The organism is Rhizobium sp. KDH_Rht_773_N, from assembly GCF_052946295.1.
In genome coordinates this window covers 525,886-545,971 of record NZ_CM129525.1, presented here as the reverse complement: position 1 = coordinate 545,971, position 20,086 = coordinate 525,886, and the positions used below count along the sequence as shown (strand labels likewise).

Annotated in this window: 25 protein-coding genes; 14 read left to right on the top strand and 11 right to left on the bottom strand. The window is 63.2% G+C overall.

Features of this window, described 5'->3' with window-relative positions:
• The first annotated feature begins 59 nt into the window (after nt 1-59).
• From ACU8HS_RS02835 to ACU8HS_RS02785, 11 genes are all read left to right on the top strand, one after another.
• On the top strand, nt 60-2,294 hold the full coding sequence (locus tag ACU8HS_RS02835; RefSeq protein WP_112565754.1) for a RelA/SpoT family protein: 2,235 nt from the start codon (nt 60-62) through the stop codon (nt 2,292-2,294).
• Nucleotides 2,295-2,489: 195 nt separating this feature from the next.
• Nucleotides 2,490-2,639: a DUF3563 family protein gene (locus tag ACU8HS_RS02830; protein ID WP_112565758.1), complete on the top strand. Its 150-nt coding sequence runs from the start codon at nt 2,490-2,492 to the stop codon at nt 2,637-2,639.
• 145 nt (nt 2,640-2,784) lie between these two features.
• The gene (locus tag ACU8HS_RS02825) at nt 2,785-3,375 is read left to right on the top strand and encodes a DUF2062 domain-containing protein (RefSeq protein WP_112565761.1); all 591 of its coding nucleotides are present in this window, start codon (nt 2,785-2,787) and stop codon (nt 3,373-3,375) included.
• Nucleotides 3,376-3,407: 32 nt separating this feature from the next.
• Nucleotides 3,408-3,812: a holo-ACP synthase gene (gene acpS, locus ACU8HS_RS02820; protein WP_447015361.1), complete on the top strand. Its 405-nt coding sequence runs from the start codon at nt 3,408-3,410 to the stop codon at nt 3,810-3,812.
• A 114-nt stretch (nt 3,813-3,926) separates the two neighbouring features.
• Nucleotides 3,927-4,670 carry a signal peptidase I gene (gene lepB / locus ACU8HS_RS02815; RefSeq protein WP_112565766.1) on the top strand — a complete coding sequence of 248 codons (744 nt, stop codon included), beginning with the start codon at nt 3,927-3,929 and terminating at the stop codon, nt 4,668-4,670.
• On the top strand, nt 4,667-5,383 hold the full coding sequence (rnc, locus tag ACU8HS_RS02810; RefSeq protein ID WP_112705014.1) for a ribonuclease III: 717 nt from the start codon (nt 4,667-4,669) through the stop codon (nt 5,381-5,383). Before lepB ends, rnc begins: the two co-directional genes overlap by 4 nt.
• 8 nt (nt 5,384-5,391) lie before the next feature.
• Complete coding sequence (era, locus tag ACU8HS_RS02805) at nt 5,392-6,330, top strand: GTPase Era (protein ID WP_112565772.1); 939 nt, start codon at nt 5,392-5,394, stop codon at nt 6,328-6,330.
• A 141-nt stretch (nt 6,331-6,471) separates the two neighbouring features.
• A complete protein-coding gene (locus ACU8HS_RS02800; RefSeq protein WP_112565775.1) occupies nt 6,472-7,224 on the top strand; it encodes a Crp/Fnr family transcriptional regulator in 753 nt (250 codons plus the stop codon).
• Nucleotides 7,225-7,532: 308 nt separating this feature from the next.
• Nucleotides 7,533-7,901 carry a response regulator gene (locus ACU8HS_RS02795; RefSeq protein WP_112705057.1) on the top strand — a complete coding sequence of 123 codons (369 nt, stop codon included), beginning with the start codon at nt 7,533-7,535 and terminating at the stop codon, nt 7,899-7,901.
• Between the two features lie 55 nt (nt 7,902-7,956).
• On the top strand, nt 7,957-8,727 hold the full coding sequence (recO, locus tag ACU8HS_RS02790) for a DNA repair protein RecO (RefSeq protein ID WP_112565778.1): 771 nt from the start codon (nt 7,957-7,959) through the stop codon (nt 8,725-8,727).
• Nucleotides 8,728-8,828: 101 nt separating this feature from the next.
• Nucleotides 8,829-9,824: an aldo/keto reductase gene (locus ACU8HS_RS02785; RefSeq protein ID WP_112565781.1), complete on the top strand. Its 996-nt coding sequence runs from the start codon at nt 8,829-8,831 to the stop codon at nt 9,822-9,824.
• Between the two features lie 2 nt (nt 9,825-9,826).
• On the opposite strand, the gene ACU8HS_RS02780 is transcribed toward ACU8HS_RS02785, so the two are convergent.
• The 3 genes from ACU8HS_RS02780 to ACU8HS_RS02770 all read right to left on the bottom strand — a co-directional run bounded on the left by ACU8HS_RS02780 (nt 9,827) and on the right by ACU8HS_RS02770 (nt 13,335).
• Nucleotides 9,827-10,684, bottom strand: a complete 858-nt coding sequence (locus tag ACU8HS_RS02780) for an MOSC domain-containing protein (RefSeq protein ID WP_447015360.1) — start codon at nt 10,682-10,684, stop codon at nt 9,827-9,829.
• Nucleotides 10,685-10,708: 24 nt separating this feature from the next.
• Nucleotides 10,709-11,353, bottom strand: coding sequence for an HD domain-containing protein (locus ACU8HS_RS02775; protein ID WP_112705010.1), 645 nt, complete (start codon nt 11,351-11,353; stop codon nt 10,709-10,711).
• A gap of 74 nt (nt 11,354-11,427) precedes the next feature.
• Nucleotides 11,428-13,335, bottom strand: coding sequence for a putative bifunctional diguanylate cyclase/phosphodiesterase (locus ACU8HS_RS02770; protein WP_447015359.1), 1,908 nt, complete (start codon nt 13,333-13,335; stop codon nt 11,428-11,430).
• Between the two features lie 467 nt (nt 13,336-13,802).
• On the opposite strand from ACU8HS_RS02770, the gene ACU8HS_RS02765 reads away from it, so the two are divergent.
• Complete coding sequence (locus tag ACU8HS_RS02765; protein ID WP_113412446.1) at nt 13,803-14,144, top strand: hypothetical protein; 342 nt, start codon at nt 13,803-13,805, stop codon at nt 14,142-14,144.
• Nucleotides 14,145-14,322: 178 nt separating this feature from the next.
• Here the strand turns inward: ACU8HS_RS02765 and ACU8HS_RS02760 are convergent, their stop codons facing one another.
• The 7 genes from ACU8HS_RS02760 to ACU8HS_RS02730 form a co-directional block, all read right to left on the bottom strand.
• A complete protein-coding gene (locus ACU8HS_RS02760) occupies nt 14,323-14,844 on the bottom strand; it encodes a tyrosine phosphatase family protein (RefSeq protein ID WP_447015358.1) in 522 nt (173 codons plus the stop codon).
• Complete coding sequence (locus ACU8HS_RS02755; protein WP_447015357.1) at nt 14,841-15,449, bottom strand: YfbR-like 5'-deoxynucleotidase; 609 nt, start codon at nt 15,447-15,449, stop codon at nt 14,841-14,843. The genes ACU8HS_RS02760 and ACU8HS_RS02755 overlap by 4 nt, the downstream gene beginning before the upstream one ends.
• Complete coding sequence (ygfZ, locus tag ACU8HS_RS02750) at nt 15,446-16,285, bottom strand: CAF17-like 4Fe-4S cluster assembly/insertion protein YgfZ (RefSeq protein ID WP_447015356.1); 840 nt, start codon at nt 16,283-16,285, stop codon at nt 15,446-15,448. Before ygfZ ends, ACU8HS_RS02755 begins: the two co-directional genes overlap by 4 nt.
• 70 nt (nt 16,286-16,355) lie before the next feature.
• The gene (locus ACU8HS_RS02745) at nt 16,356-17,105 is read right to left on the bottom strand and encodes a hypothetical protein (RefSeq protein WP_112565805.1); all 750 of its coding nucleotides are present in this window, start codon (nt 17,103-17,105) and stop codon (nt 16,356-16,358) included.
• Between the two features lie 17 nt (nt 17,106-17,122).
• A complete protein-coding gene (locus ACU8HS_RS02740) occupies nt 17,123-17,380 on the bottom strand; it encodes a hypothetical protein (protein WP_112565808.1) in 258 nt (85 codons plus the stop codon).
• 103 nt (nt 17,381-17,483) lie between these two features.
• On the bottom strand, nt 17,484-17,954 hold the full coding sequence (locus ACU8HS_RS02735; RefSeq protein ID WP_447015355.1) for a TIGR02301 family protein: 471 nt from the start codon (nt 17,952-17,954) through the stop codon (nt 17,484-17,486).
• Between the two features lie 51 nt (nt 17,955-18,005).
• On the bottom strand, nt 18,006-18,422 hold the full coding sequence (locus ACU8HS_RS02730; protein ID WP_113412443.1) for an NUDIX domain-containing protein: 417 nt from the start codon (nt 18,420-18,422) through the stop codon (nt 18,006-18,008).
• Between the two features lie 106 nt (nt 18,423-18,528).
• Here ACU8HS_RS02730 and ACU8HS_RS02725 point away from each other — a divergent pair, with 106 nt between their 5' ends.
• Both ACU8HS_RS02725 and ACU8HS_RS02720 read left to right on the top strand, forming a co-directional pair.
• Nucleotides 18,529-18,849 (top strand): YnfA family protein, encoded by a 321-nt coding sequence (locus ACU8HS_RS02725; protein ID WP_447015354.1) that lies wholly within the window; start codon nt 18,529-18,531, stop codon nt 18,847-18,849.
• 54 nt (nt 18,850-18,903) lie between these two features.
• Nucleotides 18,904-19,668: an SOS response-associated peptidase gene (locus tag ACU8HS_RS02720; protein WP_113412442.1), complete on the top strand. Its 765-nt coding sequence runs from the start codon at nt 18,904-18,906 to the stop codon at nt 19,666-19,668.
• 165 nt (nt 19,669-19,833) lie between these two features.
• Here the strand turns inward: ACU8HS_RS02720 and ACU8HS_RS02715 are convergent, their stop codons facing one another.
• The gene (locus ACU8HS_RS02715; protein WP_018115574.1) at nt 19,834-19,968 is read right to left on the bottom strand and encodes a hypothetical protein; all 135 of its coding nucleotides are present in this window, start codon (nt 19,966-19,968) and stop codon (nt 19,834-19,836) included.
• Between the last annotated feature and the right edge of the window lie 118 nt (nt 19,969-20,086).

The window sequence follows — 20,086 nt, the reverse complement described above, 5'->3', positions numbered from 1 at the left end:
GCCCATGTGTGCGCCAATCTGCGATTGGCGCCCTTTTATTTTATTGGAGTGGCTTTGGAATGATGCGGCAGTACGAGCTCGTGGAGCGGGTTCAGAAATACAAGCCCGATGCCAACGAAGCTCTGCTGAACAAAGCCTATGTCTACGCCATGCAGAAGCATGGCCAGCAGAAGCGGGCGAGCGGCGATCCCTATATTTCGCACCCGCTCGAAGTGGCCGCCATCCTGACCGACATGCATCTCGATGAATCGACGATTGCTGTCGCCCTCCTGCACGACACGATCGAGGATACGACGGCCACCCGCGCCGAGATCGACGAACTCTTCGGCGAGGATATCGGCCGTCTGGTCGAGGGCCTGACGAAGATCAAGAAGCTCGACCTCGTCACCAAGAAGGCCAAGCAGGCGGAAAACCTGCGTAAGCTGCTGCTTGCCATTTCCGACGACGTACGCGTCCTGCTCGTCAAGCTCGCCGACCGCCTCCACAACATGCGCACCCTCGACCACATGTCGCAGGAAAAGCGCGCGCGCATTTCCGAAGAGACGATGGAAATCTACGCGCCGCTTGCCGGCCGCATGGGCATGCAGGACATGCGCGAGGAGCTGGAGGAGCTTTCCTTCCGGCACATGAACCCGGAAGCCTACGAGACCGTCACCAAGCGCCTGGAGGAATTGTCCAAGCGCAACGAGGGACTGGTCAAGAAGATCGAGGCGGAACTGCGCGACCTGCTGATCGCCAACGGGCTGACGAGCGCCTATGTGAAGGGGCGCCAGAAGAAGCCCTATTCGGTCTTCCGCAAGATGCAGTCGAAATCGCTCTCCTTCGAGCAGCTTTCGGATGTCTATGGTTTCCGCATCATCGTCGAGGATATTCCCTCCTGCTACCGCGCGCTCGGCATCGTCCACACGCGCTGGCGCGTCGTGCCCGGCCGCTTCAAGGATTACATCTCGACGCCGAAGCAGAACGACTACCGCTCGCTGCACACGACGATCGTCGGCCCGTCCATGCAGCGTATCGAGCTGCAGATCCGCACCAAGCGCATGCATGAGATCGCCGAATTCGGCATTGCCGCCCATACGCTCTACAAGGACGGCGCCACCAATGCGGACGGCGATATCCTCTCGCGCGAAAGCAATGCCTATTCCTGGCTGCGCCACACGATCGAGGCGCTGGCCGAAGGCGACAGCCCCGAAGAATTCCTCGAACACACCAAGCTCGAGCTTTTCCAGGACCAGGTCTTCTGCTTCACGCCGAAGGGCAAGCTGATCGCCCTGCCGCGCGGCGCGACCCCGATCGATTTCGCCTATGCGGTGCATACCAATATCGGCGACACGACCGTCGGCGCCAAGATCAACGGCCGCATCATGCCGCTCGTCACCCGCCTCAACAACGGCGACGAAGTCGAGATCATCCGCTCCGGCGTGCAGGTGCCGCCGGCCGCCTGGGAAGAGATCGTCGTCACCGGCAAGGCGCGCGCCGCCATCCGCCGCGCCACCCGCATGGCGATCCGCAAGCAATATGCCGGCCTCGGCCATCGCATCCTGGAGCGTACCTTCGAGCGCGCCGGCAAGATCTTCTCGCGCGAGGCGATGAAGCCGGCGCTGCACCGGCTGGGGCAGAAGGACGTGGAAGACGCGATCGCCGCCGTCGGCCGCGGCGAGATGTCCTCGCTCGACGTGCTGCGCGCCGTCTATCCCGACCATCAGGACGAGCGCGTCACCGTCAAGCCGGCCGGCGACGAAGGCTGGTTCAACGTCCGCAGCGCTTCGGGCATGATCTTCAAGATCCCCGGCAAGTCCAAGACCGATCTCGACGGCGAGCGCGCCTCCACCGAGAGCGATCCCGATATCGTGCCGATCCGGGGCCTCTCCGGCAATGTCGACGTCAAGTTCTCGCCGACCGGCGCCGTACCCGGCGACCGCATCGTCGGCATCATGGAAAAGGGCAAGGGCATCACCATCTATCCCATCCAGTCGCCGTCGCTGCAGCGCTTCGACGACCAGCCGGATCGCTGGATCGACGTGCGCTGGGATCTCGACGAGGCCAACAAGTCCCGCTTCATGGCCCGCATCATGGTCAATGCGCTGAACGAGCCGGGCACGCTCGCCAAGGTGGCGCAGTCGGTCGCCGGCCTCGACGTCAATATCCGCATGCTCAACACGGTGCGCGTGGCCGCCGACTTCACGGAAATGGTGCTGGAAGTGGAGGTCTGGGACCTGCGCCAGCTGAACCAGCTGCTCGCCCAGCTCAAGGATCTGGACTGCATCGCCACGGTGCGGCGCCTCTACGAGTAGGATTCTCTCGAAGTCCCGCGCTTCGCAAAATTGCGTTTTGCATATTTTGTGATCATTTCATGGCCGAAAGGGTATATTGAAATGGCGAGCAATGCGCATACTGCATGGCTGTGTTCAGGTTACAGCGTTGGTAATTAACCATTGCCGCGCCTATCTTCTGGTCATCAGAAAATGAAACGAAGATGAGGCAAAGCAATGTTTGAACCGATCAGGAAGTTCGCCCGCGCCCTTCGCGCTCCGACCGCTCAGGAACGTGAAATGGCATATCTCAACGGCTCGCATGACCGTATTGATCTTGAATACCGTCAGCGCCAGGTCGATCGCGGCATGTTCCGCAATCGCTGACCGTTGAAATATACTTGAAGTAAGGAAGGGGGCGTTATGCATGATCTGCGCCCCTTGGAAGAAGAGTAGAATAGACGGCCTGTCTGTTAAGCGGTTCCATTTGCCGCTCTTGTCATGGTCCGGTGCGCTGCACTAAATACGCGCCATGTTGTTTCGCCGTCGCAAACCAGCGGGTTTTAGAGAGAAGCTGCGAGAGCTCGTATGGCCTCGCAAGGGTTTTCTGCGCCCGCCCAGATATCTCATGATGCGCGTCCTGCGCCTGACTGCCTCGCCGCACGCCGTTGCGGTGGGTGTCGCTGCGGGTGTCTTCGTTTCGTGGACACCCTTTATCGGCGTGCATTTCGTCATGGCCTTCGTCATCACCTATTTCCTGTCGGGCAATATGGTGGCGGCAGCGCTTGGCTGTGCCGCCTTCGGCAATCCGCTGACCTATCCCTTCATCTGGGGCATCACCTGGGAAGTGGGGCATCTGCTGCTCAGCCGGCAGGACCAGATGGCCGGGCAGACGATCGATCTCGCCGAACTCTTCCGCCAGCTGCATTTCACCGAATTGTGGAAGCCGGTGCTGGAGCCGATGCTGATCGGCGCCATCCCGCCGGCCGCCGTCACCTCGGTTGCGCTTTATATCCTGACATTCTACACCGTGAGAGGCTTTCAGGCGCGTCGCCGCGCCCGGCTGATGGAGCGCGCGCGTCTCAGGCTCTCCGATCCCGCCGGCGAGATGCCGACCGTCTGAGCCGCAAGCGAACCGTCCCGAAAGGCTCCCGCATGATTATCGGCATTGGCAGCGACCTCATCGACATCAGGCGCGTGGAGAAATCCATCGAGCGTTTCGGCGACCGCTTCACCCATCGCTGTTTCACCGAGGTCGAGCGCGCCCGCTCGGACCGCCGCGCCAACCGCGCCGAATCCTACGCCAAGCGTTTCGCCGCCAAGGAGGCCTGCTCCAAGGCGCTCGGCACCGGGCTTTCGCAGGGCGTGTTCTGGAAGGATATGGGCGTCGTCAACCTGCCGAGCGGCAAGCCGACCATGAACCTGACCGGCGGCGCCGCGGCCGTTCTCATGGCCATGCTGCCGGCGGGCCACAAGGCCGCCATTCATTTGACAATAACCGATGATTATCCCTTGGCTCAGGCTTTTGTGATCATCGAGGCGCTGCCGGATGCCGTATGATAGCGATCTCTCGTCGCTTTTAATGTCGTCGTTATTGCCGCAACCGGTCGAAGCCGCTAGAGAGAACGTCAGAAAGTAATGCGCCTTCACGGCGTCTTGAAGGAATAAGACTGCGTGTCCGAAAAAGTCGAAGCCAAGCCGAATGCCCTCTGGGAAAATATCAAGGTCATCATCCAGGCTCTCGTCCTGGCAATGGTCATCAGGACTGTGCTGTTCCAGCCCTTTACCATCCCCTCGGGCTCGATGATGCCGACCTTGCTGGTCGGCGACTATATCTTCGTCAACAAGTTTGCTTACGGCTATTCGAAATATTCGCTGCCTTTCTCGCCCGACATTTTCAGCGGCCGCATTTTCGGCTCCGATCCCAAGCGCGGCGATATCGTCGTTTTCCGCTTCCCGCCCAATCCCGACGTCGATTACATCAAGCGCGTCGTCGGCCTGCCGGGCGACCATATCCAGGTGACGGACGGCATTCTCTACATCAACGGCAAGCCGGTTCCCAAAGTGCCCGATGGCACCTTCACCTCCGACTACAAGCTCGATCCGGGCCAGGACGTGCCGGTCTTCCGCGAGACGCTCGATGACGGCAAGACCTACGACACGCTCGACCAGTCCCCGGTTTCGCGCGGCGACAACACCCGCGAGTTCATCGTCCCCGAAGGCCATTACTTCATGATGGGCGACAACCGCGACAATTCGCTCGACAGCCGCTTCGATGTCGGCTTCGTGCCGGCGGAAAACCTCGTCGGCCGCGCCAGCGTCATCTTCTTCTCGCTCGGCAACGACACGTCCTTCCGCGAAATCTGGAAATGGCCGACCAACATGCGCTGGGACCGCCTCTTCAAGGTTGTTGAATGAGCAAGGCGCAGACGCTCTCGGCGGCGGACCGCGCAAAGCTTGAAGGCCTGATCGGGCATGAATTTGCCGGGAAGGAACGTCTGGACCGGGCGCTGACCCATGCCAGCGCGCGCACCGACAAGGGCAATTACGAGCGGCTTGAATTTCTCGGCGACAGGGTTCTCGGCCTCTGTATCGCCGAGTTGCTGTTCCGCACCTTCGGCACGGCCACCGAAGGCGAGCTTTCCGTGCGCCTGAACCAGCTCGTCAGCGCCGAAACCTGCGCGGCCGTTGCCGACGAACTCAACCTCCACCTCTATATCCGCACCGGCGCCGACGTGAAGAAACTCACCGGCAAGCGCATGATGAACGTGCGCGCCGACGTGGTCGAAAGCCTGATCGCCGCACTTTATCTCGACGGCGGCCTGGAAGTCGCGCGCCGCTTCATCCTGCGCTATTGGGAGGGCAGGGCGGTGCGCGCCGACGGCGCCCGCCGCGACGCCAAGACCGAGCTCCAGGAATGGTCGCACGCCAAATATGGCGTCACACCCGTCTACCGGGTTGAAGAACGCAGCGGACCGGATCATGATCCGCGCTTCAAGGTGACTGTGGAAGTCGCCGGCGTTGCGCCGGAAACGGGCGTGGAGCGCTCCAAGCGCGCCGCAGAACAGGTCGCCGCGACGAAAATGCTCGAGCGCGAAGGCATTTGGCAGCCGACATCTGCCGGAAATTGACGGGATCAATGACAGAAGAAAACGAAATGGCAGCCGTTGGCGCTGCTGAAAGCCATCCGACGCATTCCGGCTTTGTCGCCCTGATCGGCCCGACCAATGCCGGCAAGTCGACCCTGGTCAACCGCCTCGTCGGCGCCAAGGTGTCGATCGTCAGCCATAAGGTGCAGACGACGCGCGCCATCGTGCGCGGCATCGCCATCCACAACAACGCGCAGATCGTCTTCATGGATACGCCCGGCATTTTCAAGCCGCGCCGCCGGCTCGATCGCGCCATGGTGACATCCGCCTGGGGCGGCGCCAAGGATGCCGATCTCATCATGCTGCTGATCGACAGCGAGCGCGGTCTGCGCGGCGATGCCGAAGCCATCCTCGAAGGCCTGAAGGATGTTCCGCAGAAGAAGATCCTCGTTCTCAACAAGATCGACCGCGTCAACCGCGAACTGCTTCTGGCGCTCGCCGCCACCGCCAACCAGAAGATCGCGTTCGAGCAGACCTTCATGATCTCGGCCGAAAACGGTTCGGGCTGCGACGACGTGATGGACTATCTGGCAAAGACCCTGCCGGAAGGCCCGTGGTACTATCCGGAAGACCAGATTTCCGATCTGCCGATGCGCCAGCTCGCCGCCGAAATCACCCGCGAAAAGCTCTTCCTGCGCCTGCATCAGGAGCTTCCCTATTCCTCGCATGTCGAGACGGAGAAATGGGAAGAGCGCAAGGACGGTTCCGTGCGCATCGAACAGGTCATCTATGTCGAGCGCGACAGCCAGAAGAAGATCGCGCTCGGCAAGGGCGGCGAAACGATCAAGGCGATCTCCTCGGCCTCCCGCCGCGAACTGTCCGAAATCCTCGAACAGCCGGTCCATCTCTTCCTGTTCGTCAAGGTGCGCGAGAACTGGGGCGACGATCCCGAGCGCTTCCGCGAGATGGGCCTCGAATTCCCGCATTAGGGCTGCAACAAGCGGCGTCCAGCCCCTTGTTTCCGTGCGAAAATCGCGGCCTGTTGCGGGGAACCATTCGGCCTGCCCGCGCATTGATCCGCCAACGGCGCCGCACCCTGCGGCGCCGGTTTTTGCGACGGCGGGGACCAGATGGCGACGGCAAGACCCACCCATTCCTTCAAGACCCCCTGCGAGCAATGTCCGTTGCGGCCATTGCCGCATTTCCGCGAATTCAGCCGCGACGAGCTGGACTTCGTATCGAAGTTCAAGCGGGGCGAACTGGCCGTCGATGCCGGCGCGACCATATTGGTGGAGGGCGCCCACAGCGCCCATCTCTTCACCCTGCTTTCGGGCTGGGGCTTCCGCTACAAGATGCTGGAGGATGGCCGCCGGCAGATCCTGAACTATGTCATGCCGGGCGACCTGATCGGCCTGCAGGGCACGATCATGGGCGAGATGCAGCATTCGGTCGAAGCCCTGTCGCCGGTGACACTCTGCGTCTTCGAGCGCGACAAGCTGATGAGCCTTTACAACAGGCACCCGTCGCTCGCCTTCGACATTACCTGGATCGCCGCGCAGGAGGAGCGCATTCTCGACGAACACCTGTTGAGCATCGGCCGCCGCACGGCGCTCGAAAGAGCCGCCTATCTCATTGCCTTCCTGTTCGAGCGCGCCAGGAAGCTCAGCCTGTTCCACGGCCGCAACGTCATCCCGATCACGCAGCAGCATATTGCCGATACGCTCGGCCTTTCGATCGTCCACACCAACAAGACGCTGAAGAAGCTTGCGGGCCGCAACCTGATCCGCTGGCAGGAGCGCGGCTGCGACGTGCTGGACGGGGAGGGGCTGATGCAGGTGGCCGGCTGGGAAGGGCTGCACGAGGCAAAACGCCCCTTCATCTGAAACAGGCGGCGCAAAACGTTCCGCAGAAGGCGGCGCGCAGTTGCGAAGCATCGCGACAGGCTTCGCAATCTTCCTGTCCGGACCGGCCGGCGCCGATGTCTTTTTTAAATGCAAATCGGCGCCGGGAAAAATAATGTCGCGTCATCTTTCCTCCGACTTTCGTTTTTATCGACCGGAGGCGAAAATGTGGCTATTCAGTTGAAGGCGGGCAGCCGCCGTCAACGGTCCAGGCGGGGCACCGACGGAATGATGTTTGCAAAAAGGTCGAAGCGCTGCAATTCTTGCGCTTCACGAGGGGCATGGAGATCATGAACGCACGAACCCGTGTTCTGGTCCTGGAAGACAGTCTGATCATCGCCATGGAGGCCGAGGATATCCTGCGTCTCGTTGGCGCCGACACGATCGATATCGCCAACAGCCTCGATCAGGCGAGGGACGCCATCCAGGGCGCCGATTACGATTTCGCGCTTCTCGACGTCAATCTGGGAGAGGCGATGAGCTTCGATTTCGCGCGCGACCTGTCGCTTGCCAATATCCCGTTCGGCTTCGTCAGCGGTTATTCCGATACGCAGGATTTCCCGACCGACCTTCAGGACGTGCCCCTTCTCGTCAAGCCTTTCGACGAGAATGCGATGCGCGACTTCCTCCAGAAGCTTTTCCCGTCGCCGGCTGAATGACAGAGTTCGAGCCGTGTTCTAGAATGAACCGGCGGGGCTGAAGGACGGTTTTCCGATGCAATGGCAGGACCAGGCGATCATTCTTGGCGTCAAGCGCCACGGCGAGACGAGCGTCATCGCCGAGGTGATGACGCGTGAGCGCGGCCGCCATCTCGGCCTCGTCCGTTCCGGCCGTTCGCGCACCATGCAGCCGGTGCTGCAGCCCGGCAACGAGGTGGAAGTCACCTGGCGTGCCCGGCTGGACGAACATCTCGGGGAATTCCGCCTCGAGCCGGTCAAGTTGCGCGCCGCCCGGCTGATGGAAACGGCGACCGCCGTCTACGGCGTGCAGGCCATGGGTGCGCTCCTGCGCCTGCTGCCGGAGCGCGATCCGCATCCGCATCTCTTCGAGGCGCTGGAAATCATCCTCGATCATCTCCACAATCCCGCCGATGCCGGGGAACTGTTTGTGCGCTTCGAGCTGGCGGTGCTCAACGATCTCGGCTTCGGGCTGGACCTGACCGAATGCGCGGCCACCGGCAGCCGCGCCGATCTCGCCTATGTCTCGCCGAAATCCGGCCGTGCCGTCAGCCGCGCCGCCGGAGAGCCCTGGGCCGACAAGATGCTGATTCTGCCGGCTTTTCTGAGCGCGCAGGAAAACCAGGCGGCTGATTTCGAAAGCCTCGCGGCCGCGTTCCGTCTGACCGGATTCTTTCTGCATCGCCATGTTTATGAGCCGCGCGGCCTGGAGGCTTCGGCGGCGCGCGAGGGCTTCGTTCAGGCCGCACTCAAGGCATTGAATCCGGCTCAGCGGACGCTTTTGCGACCGGACGAACTTCCTGCCTGAGCGGCTTTTCATCCCTGCAAAACATCTTTCAGTTCTGGCGGTTTACCCTCGGGCAACCGGCTTCTATCTCTGCCCGGACATGTTTGTTCAAGGAGGAAGCCATGCTGACCAGGCCCGATACATCGACCACCATCACGCTCTGGAACGGGCAGGAGGTTCCCCGCCTCGGCATGGGCTGCTGGGCGATCGGCGGCCCGTTCTTCGCCGGCGACACGCCGCTCGGCTGGGGCGAGGTGGACGACAACGAATCCATTGCCGCGATCAACCGCGCGATCGACCTTGGCATCCGCTTCTTCGATACCGCCTCCAATTACGGCGCCGGCCATTCGGAAGAGGTTCTGGGACAGGCCATCGGCAATCGCGCCGATATCGTCATCGCCACCAAATTCGGCTTTGCCACCGATCCGCAAACGAAGCAGGCGACGGGTGCCTTTGCCGATCCGGCCTTCATCCGCCAGTCCGTCGAGACATCGCTCCGCCGGCTGAAGCGGCAGCGCCTCGATCTCCTGCAGTTCCATCTCAACGATTTCCCGCTGGAACAGTCCGACGAAGTCTTCGATACGCTGCAGGCGCTGCGGGCGCAGGGCAAGATCGACGCTTTCGGCTGGAGCACGGATTTCCCCGATCGCGCCGCCCGCCACGCCGGCCGGCCGGGCTTCGTCTCGATCCAGCATACGATGAACGTCTTCGAGCCGGTGCCGCAGATGATCGAGGTCGTCGAGAAGAACGGCCTGATTTCCATCAACCGCGGCCCGCTTGCCATGGGCCTGCTGACCGGCAAGTTCACGCCGGACAAGGCCGTCGGCGCCAAGGACGTGCGCGGCGCAGCCCTCGACTGGATGGTCTATTTCAAGGACGGTCGCATCGCCCCGGAATTCGCGGCAAGGCTCGATGCCGTGCGCAGCCTGCTCACCTCTGACGGGCGCACGCTGACCCAGGGCGCGCTCGCCTGGCTGTGGGCACGTTCGCCGCGCACCCTGCCCATTCCCGGTTTCCGGACGGTGGCGCAGGTGGAGGAAAATGCCGGTGCGCTCGAAAAGGGGCCCCTGCCGGCTGACGTGATGGCGCAGATCGATGCCGCGCTGGCAGGCGTCTGAGGCTATCGCTGCGCCCGGACCTTGAAGGGCCAGCCTTCCGGCCGTGCCTCGACGATCGTCACCGCGTCGCCGATCGCGACCCGGCCGGTGCCGCGCGGGGTCACGTTCCAGCCGAAGAGCGGGCCGGGCACGCGCCGGTCCCCCGACATGCGGATGCGGCCCATGGCCGGCATCGGGTTCGCCACGTCGCGCGAACCCGTCAACTGGTCCTGCGTCGTCATGATGCAGCGGGCGCAGGGCTTGACGAGATCGAAGCGGATGCCGCCGATCTCGATGGCCGCCCAGCGGTCCTCGGCCCAGGCCTCGTCCGTGTCGATAACGATATTCGGCCGGAAACGCTCCATGCCGACGCCGCCTTCGGCATGGGCGGCGAGATCGGCGTTGAGCGCCTTCAGCGATCCCGTCGTCGTCGCCAGGATCTGGTAGCCGTCGGCAAATGTCACCGGCGTGCCTTCGCCCGCCCATTCGGCATTGGCCGTGCGTCTGGCCGCGGCGTCGAAAAAGACGAGCTTCACCTCGCGGCCGAGCCATTGCGAAAGCCTGGCATTGCTGTCGTCGTCGGCAAGGGCGGCGCTGACCAGCGATTTCCAGACCGTCACGTCGAGCCGCCGGTCCGGATGCGGCGGCGCCACACCGATCTCGGGCCTGCCCTCCATCCGCAGCCGGAAACTGCCGGCCTCCGGCCGTACGTCGATGCGGGCAAGGGCCGGCAATTCGCGTTGCGTGATGAAATGTCCGTCCGGGTCCGTCACCATGGCGCGCCGGTCGCCGGGCAGGCCAAAGGCGTCGATCTCGGTAAAGGGCAGGGCAATGCCGCGGGCGCTCTTGAGCGGGTAGATGAAAAGTTCACTGACGCGCATCAAGGGCTCCTGGGTTTCTTCCGGTCAGATTTCGTCCATAAATGCCGCGAGGAATTCACGCAGGCTCCTGTCGCGGGCGGCGGCCAGTTCGCGGCCGGTCCGGGTCTGGAAACCGTCCGCCAGTTTGAACAGCTTCGTCTGGAAATGGTCAATCGCGTAACGCTTGTCGTCGAACGGCCGGTCCTCGGCGGCAGGGTCGAAAGGATCGTAGAGCCCCGATCCGAGCCGCCCCGCTATATAGAAGCAGCGCGCCGCCCCCACCATGCCGATCGCATCCAGCCTGTCGGCATCCTGCAGGATTTTTGCCTCCAGCGTCTGCGGCGGCACGTTGGCCGAGAAGCTGTGCGCGGTCACGGCATGGGCGACATCGGCAATATCCTCCTCGCCCCAGCCAAGCTCCTTCAATATCCGCGCGGCCTTTTGCGCGGCGAGTGCCGAGGCCTGGGCGCGCAGCGGCGAATTCTTCTCGACGGCGACGCAATCGTGCAAAAGCACGGCCGCCGCCAGCACGCGGCCCCTGCCGCCTTCGGCCGCGTGAATGCGCATGGCGTTGCGGAAGACGCGCAGGATATGGGCAAGGTCGTGCGAGCCGTCGTCTCCCTCGGTCGCATGCGCGATCAGTTCCGCAGCCAGCGACTCGTGGGGAGAAAAGGCTTCGGCCTTGAACATCGTCGTCTCCGCCTTTCGAGAGGGATCGTATCCCGTCGATAGCGTCTTGGCCGGCGAGTCGCAACGGTCCGGGATCAGCGCCGGATCTTGGCGAGCGGTGTGACGCTGTCGCTCTTCTTCGGCGGCATGCAAAGCATCTGGGCCACCTCGCCGAAGGGTTTGGGCGGGCTGATGTAATAGCCCTGGATCTCGTCGCAGGCCTCGCGTTCGAGCAGCGTCATCTGTTCGGCGCTTTCCACCCCTTCCACGGTCACCCGCATGCCGAGCGCGTCGCCGAGCAGGATGATCGCGCGCATGATCGCATGCGCCTCCTTGTGGTCGACGATGTCGTTGACGAAGGACTTGTCGATCTTGATCTTGTCGAAGGGAAAGCTCGAAAGGTAGCTCAGCGACGAATAGCCGGTGCCGAAATCGTCCATGGAAATGCGGATGCCGCGCTCCTTGAGCGCATGCAGGATCGGCAATGCCTCGTCGAGATTTTCCATCAGCACGCTTTCGGTGATTTCGAGCTCGAGGCGCGAGGGCGACAGTCCCGCCGCCGCAAGCGCCTCGCCGACATCCTGCGGCAGGTCGCTGCTGGTGAACTGGATGGCCGAGACGTTGACGGCAATCTTGATATCCTCCGGCCATTGCGCTGCATCGTTACAGGCGCGGCGCAAAACCCAGCGGCCGATATCGACGACGAGGCCCACTTCCTCGGCCAGCGGAATGAATTCCATTGGCGAGACGCGGCCGCGAGCCGGATGGTTCCAGCGGATCAGCGCCTCGAAGCCGCAGACGCGATGCTGCGTCAGGTCGTAGAGCGGCTGGTAGTGAAGCTCGAATTCCTCGTTCTGCACGGCGGCGCGCAGGTCGGCCTCCAGCGCATGGCGGGCCTGCATCTTCTCGTCCATCTCGCCGGTGAAGAAACGCTCGCGCCGGCGCCCGTCCGCCTTGGCGTGGGAGAGGGCAACGGCCGCATTGCGCAGCAGCTTGTCGGTCTCCACCGCATCCTCGGGGGCGATCGAAATGCCCATGGACACGCTGAGTTCCACCTGCTTGTCGCCGCGGAAGAAGGGCTCGCTGAGTTCGCGACGGATCTGGTCGGCAAGTGCGGTGATGTTCCACGGCTGCTGGCGGCCCGTCTGCAGGATCGCGAATTCGTCCGAGCCGAGACGGGCAAGGATGTTCTCCGAGCCGGCCGAGGCGCGGATGCGCTCCGCCACCTGCTGCAGGATCTTGTCGCCGGCCGAAACGCCGAGCGTATTGTTGATCGATTTGAACCGGTCGAGGTTGAGATGCACGAGCGCGATCTGCTCGTCCTGCCCGCGCTCGGCAAGGGCCGCATCCAGCTGCTCGCGGAAGCGGATACGGTTCGGCAGGCCGGTCAGCGGATCGTGATGGGCAAGGTAGGTAATGCGCTCGGCCGCCCTTCGGTCTTCGGTCACGTCGGCATGGATGGCGATATTGCTGCCGTCGGCAAGGATGGTGACGACGCTCTGGATGATGCGGCCGTCATCCATCAGCCATTCGCGCCGGCGGATGCGCCGCCCCGCCTTCGAAGCGGCCTGCTGGCCTTCCTTCCTGCCGCGGGGCCGGGCGTCGGCCTGCTCGCTGCCGCGCGTCTTCCGCTTCAGATCGGCAATCGTCGCGCCCGGCGCGACATCGTCGCCGCTGAAGCCGAAGAGCTGGCAGAAGCGCAGGTTGGAAAGGGTCAGCCGCTGGTCGGCGTCGAACACGCTGAGGCCGAGCGGCAGGTTGTTGAGCACGATTTCGAAGAGTTTGCGCTGCTCGGCCAGCGCCTGTGTGGTCAGGCCGAAGGCGTTCTTCAGTTCGCGGTTTTCGGCAAGCAGCGCTTCGGCGCTGCGCTCGATTTCCTCGTAGTCGCTTTCATGGCTGCGATAGGTCGCGATGACGAGCTCCATCAGATGCTCTGCATCGATCGATCCGTCGTCGGTGACGGCCTGCGTGCACTGTTGCCAGAAAAGCGACTCAGCTTTCATGCGCGGAAGTCCCCTCGCGGGACGGTTGCGGTGGAAGCATGGCAAAAGGCGAAGGCGTCTTCGATTGGCAAAGGTGCCATATCGCGCCGGGCATAAAAAAGACCTTTCTAAAATGGATGTAAAAATCACTTTTTATAAGCAGCAGGTGACCGTTTCCGGCAACCGCATACGGCATCTTCTACCGCTCGGATTAATAATCGGTTGCAACCGAGCCTCTCTTTATACCTAGCCGGCAATTAGTTTGTATCTCGCAAACTACTGAAATAACGAGGAAACCCGGTCGCGCCCGCGAGACGGGGAGTGCCGCTGCAAGAGGCGGTTACACTTTGTCAACCATGGTTAATCGGGAGTTAACAGCTTATTGACCGAAGCCGCAAATCAGTTTAACCAACAAGCCGTTCCTAATGTTTTCCACCCGCGTACTGCGTACAGACTCTCACCGGAAGAAGCGGTGAACGGAGGTTTGTATGACTGCTCTTTCATCAGTTTCAGACATCTCTTATGCATATTTGGCAACGCTCTCGCGGCTCGATGCCAATGGTGACGGCGTGTTGAGCCGCACCGAACGAGCGGCGGAGGAAAAGCCCGGCATCATCAGGGAATTTCTCGAAGACGATGACGCCGACAATGCGCAGCCGAAATATCCGAGCAGCCTCGTCGCGCTCATGATGGAATATCGCGACAACGGCTCGGCGGCCGGCACGGCCGTTCCCTATGCGCTGCAGCAGGTTGCCCCTGGGGGCGACGATCAGGCCATGCAGATCTATCGCAACACCTACGGCGAATTCGATCTCGATATCGCCGCCTGACCTCATCCGTCAGCCTGCATGACCAGCCGGCCGCCTGGCCGGCTTTTTCTTGCCTTTTATCCGGGCGGCGCCGGTGGCAGATCGCCTGTGCGCGTCGAGGGCGTGGAGCAATTCCGGCAAAAGCGGGAACCGGTTTCGCGTCCGGAATGCAGAGGAAAAGGCCGGGGGCGTCAGCCGGTCAACGGTCGCTGACAGGCAGCACGAAGGGCGCGTTGCCGTCGGCCTCCGCGCCACGGCCGATCGCTTTGACGGCATCGACGAGCCGGCCGCCCCGGCCAAGCAGCGCATCGCCGATTTCGACGATCCGCGCATTCGGCGTCGCATAGGGCGAGGCGCTCCGCAGCCGGCGGGCAAGGGCTGCGTCCTCCTGCTCGGGCGCCAGCGACAGCGCCGCAACCAGCGCGGCGGCGGGCGAGCGCGATACGCCCATCCAGCAATGCACGAGCAGCGGCGCCTCCTGATGCCAGCCGGCGGCAAAATCGATGATCGCCCGCACATGTCTTTCGTCGGGCGCCACGAGATCGCCCGTGCCCTTGAAGGCGATATCGTTCATATTGAGCAGCAGGTGCCGGTCGGCCTGGATGACGGCAGGCCGGTGAAAGGCCTGTTCCTTCGCCATCAGGCTGATCATTTCGCGCGCCTTGTGCCGCACGGCCATTTCGGCGATGCGCGCCAGCGGGCAGACCACGATCACGCTCACGGCGCCATCCCTCGGGCCGTCTCGATCTCCGCGAAGCGCTCGCAGAAGAGGCGCTGCGCTTCGACCGCCGGCAACGGATCGATCAAAAGCATGTCGCGCGTGATGCCGCGCGGCTGGCCGAAGAATTTCTGCGCTTCCGCCGGCGTGAAGCCGGCAAGCACCGTCGCCTCGAAATAGGCAGCGATCGTATCGGCCTTCTTGATCTTGTCCTTGAGTTCGCGGGAAGGGTGGGGCGGCAGGCCGAAGCGCAGGTGCACGGCCGCCTCCAGCCGTTTCTCGACCGTCTTGTACCCGCCGCCGACGGCCGCCTTGAAGGGCGAGATCATGTCGCCGATCACATATTCCGGCGCGTCGTGCAGCAGCGCCATCAGGCAATCGCCGGGTGTCGCCGCATTGAAATGCCGGAAGATGAACTCGACGACGAGGCAGTGCTGGGCGACGGAAAAGGCATGGTCGCCCGAGGTCTGGCCGTTCCAGCGGGCGACACGGGCAAGCCCGTGGGCAATATCACTAAGCTCGACATCGAGCGGCGAGGGGTCGAGCAGATCGAGCCGCCGGCCGGAGAGCATGCGCTGCCAGGCGCGGGGAGGCTTCGCACTTGTCACGCGCTGGCCTCGTCCGCCGAAGTCGGGAAGCTGAGCCCGGACCAGGCGGGCAGGCTGAGCGTGACCGCAACATTGCCGGCCAGCAGCGGCGTGCCCGCGGCCATCGCCTCGCCGGCGCGGTCGATGCGCACGATCGCCAGTCCGCTTGTTCCCTCGACGGAGCCGAGCGCGCCGACCGGCTTGCCGCCGGCGGTGATTTCGGTGCCGCTGGCCGGCAGTGCGGCTTCGGCCGAAACGGTCACGACACGGCGGCGCGCCGTGCCGCGATGCTGCATGCGCGACACCACTTCCTGGCCGACATAGCAGCCCTTCTTGAAGGAGAGGCCGCCGTTGAAATCCATCAGCACGTCATGCGGAAAGGCATCCTGCAGCGCATAATCCGGCCCCGACGCGACCACGCCATGGGCAATGCGCAGCGCCTCGTAGAGGCTCGCATCGTCGCTGCCATGCCGGCCGGGGCGGCGCATGAGAGGGGTGCCGGCCTTGGCAAAACGGCTGTCCTTGACGCCGTCTCCCGCGTCCTCGCCCCAGGAAACGGTAACGCCGTCCTCGGCCATCGCCGTCAGCGTCACCGGCGCGCGCAGGCGGTACATGGTCAGCCGCTTGAGCAGGGCTTCGCGTTGCGAGGCGTCCGTCTCGATGACGAATCCCTCGCCGTCACGCCAGATCATGAAGTCGAACAGGATCTTGCCCTGCGGCGTCAGCAATGCGCCGGGCCGCGCCTCGTCGCCGGCGAGCGAGACGATGTCGGTGGTAATCAGGTTCTGCAGGAAGGACTGCGCTTCGGCCCCGCCGACGGCAATGAGCGAGCGGTCTTTCAGGAATACGGCTGGCATGGCGGAACCTGTCGCGTTGGTGATCGCTCAGAGGTAAGTCTTTGAAGCGGAAGCTGCAAGCGCCGCAGCGTCAGTCGCCGGCGGTGAAGAACTTCCATTTGCCGTCGGGCGCGATGCCGACGCGATAGAAATTGTAGCCGCCGAATTCCTGCATGTCGGAGAGATCGCCAGCGGTCACGATGCGCAGCAGCTCCACGCGTTCCGGCGGCGTCAGCGATTTCAGGTCCTTTTCGGCGAAATAGGGCCAGACATACATTTCCTCGGGCGTGCCCTGGCCGACATGCACGAAGCCGGTCGAGATCACGTCGAGCATGATGGCAAGGATCTCGTCGCCGTCGGGATCGCCGGAAAGGTCCTTCAGCGTGCCGATCGGATCGTCGGTCGGTTCGCCGACCGTCACCTGCGTCTGGTCGGCACCGGTCCCCATCAGCGGCCGCAGCCGTTCCAGGTCGCCGGAGGCGGCCGCCTCGACGATCTGCTCGCGCATCTTGCGCACCGGTTCCGGCGCCTTGCTGATGTCGTAGATCACCTCGACGGGCTTGGAATCGTCGGATGCGCCGGGCGTCTTGTCGACGCTCTGGCCGCCGTCCTTGTTGACGAGCGGGTCGGGCTGGGGAATGCCGGAAGAGCCGTTCTGGGGCGCTGCCGGCTGCTGGCCCTGCTGCGCCGTGGCGGGCGCGTCGGGCTGGCCCGGGATCTTCTGAAGTTCGGAAAGCGCGTAAGCGGAAGATGCGGACATCATGCTGCCAGCGGCAAGGCCGACGGCAAGCAGGACCGGCGCGAGCAAAATTCGCGAGGAAATATCTTTACCGGTACGCATGAAACTCTCTGTATTTCCTATTGCAGGGTCCTGTTGGTGGAAAACTCACCTGCCAGCATGCGGTCGCGCAGCGAGTCGAGCAAGGTCTCGGCGCTGATTTCTCCATGCAGTCTGATCGTCTCGCGCAACGCATGAGCAATCGCGGCGTCAGCGATGATTTCAGGCTCGATGCCATCGGCCATGCCGTCGGCCCATGCCTCGTTCTGGTATTCCAGAGCCGCCTGCATCTTTTCGTGGACGATCATGTCGTCGATGTCGTTGAGGCTTGGTTCCATCGTCTTTTCCTCAGAACTTCTCATGTCTTACCGCTGCGTTAACAACACTAACAGCCTTTTCCCAAAACGACACGTCCGCATGCGAAAACAGGTTAATTAAACGTTAATTTCCGAAGCGCGAAGTAATTTCTGTGGCAAGTGTTGCACCTTCGTTACGGTAGCGCTCTTCTGCCACGATGGCCGCCTGCGTGCAATCCGTATAAACCGAGGCGAATGCCCGGTAGCCGCGATTGAAGGCTGCGGTCAGTTTTTCCTTGCGCTGCGGCTCCCCGTTCGTTTCAGAATCAAGCAGTTGCTGCATGTCGGCCCGCCATTCGTCCGCCCCCGGCGCCTTGCAGAGCGTGCGCAGGTAATGCACCGAGCCCAAGACCTCCGCCAGCCGCGCCAGCTTCTCGTCATAGGGCACGGCCGCAACCTGCGGCACGATCTCCTCCGGCGGCGGCGCTGCATTTTTGCCGCCCTGTGCCCCGCCTTGTGCCATTGCGGTGCCGGCCCAGGCGAGGCCGGCAAAGACGAATGATGACAAGACAACGCGTCGAACGGGAATCATGCTCCCAGTTGATACAGGGAGCATGACAGGAACAAGGCGGATGCGGCAGTTTCCACTTCTATTCTCGTGCGGGCATCATTTACCGGCCGCCAGCCGCTCGGCGCATTCGAGCACGCTCTGCGGCACGGGCATGCGCCGGATCTCTTCCACGCTGTACCAGCCGAGGTCGGCCGCATCGTCGGCTGCCGCTGCCACCGCATGGCGGTCCGCCTCGACACGGAAGACCGAGAGAAAGAAATGGCTGCTGACACTGCCGTCGGGCGCATGCGTCTTCAGGTCGTAGGTGGAAAACAGGCGCGGGTCGCGGGCCTGGATGCCGGTCTCCTCGAGGAATTCGCGCAGCGCCGTCTCTTCCGGCGTCTCCCCCGGTTCGCCGCGTCCGCCGGGAAAGGCATACATGTCGGCCGAAGGCGGGTTTCGCCTGAGCACGAGGAGGAAACGGCCATCGCGTTCGAGGATGGCGGAGGAGGCGGGTCTGGCTTCTGAGGTCATGGCATCGCACGCTTGGCTGTGATGCCGCCTTATCCCACGGGCGGCTCACCTTGCGCAACCGCCGCCATTGCGTGGAATATGGCGCCACGATTCCCGCGAGACGCCCGTGACCTACCTGATCTACGCCCTTGCCGCCCTCTTCGAAATTGCCGGCTGCTTCGCCTTCTGGGCCTGGTTGCGGCTGGCGAAGCCCGTCTGGTGGCTGGCGCCCGGCATCGTGTCGCTGGCGCTTTTCGCCTGGCTGCTGACGCTGGTGCCGAGCGAGGCTGCGGGCCGCACCTTTGCCGCTTATGGCGGCATCTATATCGTCGCCTCCCTGCTCTGGCTCTGGCTGGCGGAGAGCCGCGTTCCCGACCGCTGGGATATCGGCGGCGCGCTGATCTGCCTCGCCGGCACGGCCGTCATCCTTTTTGCACCGCGCAGTTGAAGCTTTTGGCCGCGCTGCCTTGACCGCTGCCGGGCAGGGTGCAAAGACAGCGGCATGTGTGGACGTTTTGCCCTGACGGAAGCGGTCAAGACTGTCGCCGAAGCCTTCAGCCTCGCCGAGCTGGAAGGCTTTCCGGCGCGCTACAACATTGCGCCGACGCAGCCGATCCTCGTCGTCATCGCCGGCGAGGGGCACGAGCCGGGCAGCAACCTGCCGGATCGGCGCGCTCTGCTGGTGCGCTGGGGCCTCACGCCGGGCTGGGTGAAAGATCCCAAGGAATTTCCGCTGCTGATCAATGCGCGCGCCGAAACCGCAATCGGCAAGGCTTCCTTCCGCGCCGCCATGCGCCACCGCCGCATTCTCATCCCGGCCTCCGGCTTCTACGAATGGCATCGCCCGTCGAAGGAAAGCGGCGAGAAGGCGCAGGCCTACTGGATCCGCCCGCGCCGCGGCGGCGTCATCGCCTTTGCCGGCCTCATGGAAACATGGTCCTCGGCCGACGGGTCCGAGGTCGATACCGGCGCCATCCTGACAACCAGGGCCAACAGCGCGATCGCGTCGATCCACGACCGCATGCCCGTCGTCATCCAGCCGGAGGATTTTTCCCGCTGGCTCGACTGCAAGACGCAGGAGCCGCGCGCGGTCACGGACCTGATGCAGCCGGTTCAGGAGGATTTCTTCGAAGCCATCCCGGTCTCGGACAAGGTCAACAAGGTCGCCAATATGGGGCCGGACCTGCAGGAGCAGGTGCCGCTCGAACGGCAGCCGAAGCCGCCCGAGAAGAAAGCGCCTGACGAGGCTCAGCTCAGTTTCTTCTGAAACCCGGTTCTGTCGACTGGAACAACGGCAATTTCTGCCCGTCCGGTCTTGGGCCGGGACGGTGTGCGCTTGCCCGTGTTTTTGCCGGACCCGCCATATGGCGGGCTCCGGATATCATGGCCGGCATCCTTGGGCGCCTGCCGGCAACCTGCCGGCTCGCGCGTCTTATGCCAGCTTCTTGACCGGTGCCGGTTTTGCCATCATCGAGGCCGCAGCCACGGCCTTGAGGCCGAGCGGGCGGTAGTTGGTCGCCAGGTCCGGCTTGGCTGCCTGCTGCTGTTCCGACTTCTTCGAGGTCACGATACTCTCCTTACGTGTTTCCCTAGAATCTTATGTGATTTGTTCTTTTGTCTTTAATAGCGACAAAAGAGAGGCATTTCTCATCAGGAAATGTAACCACGAAGCATAATTCGCGAGG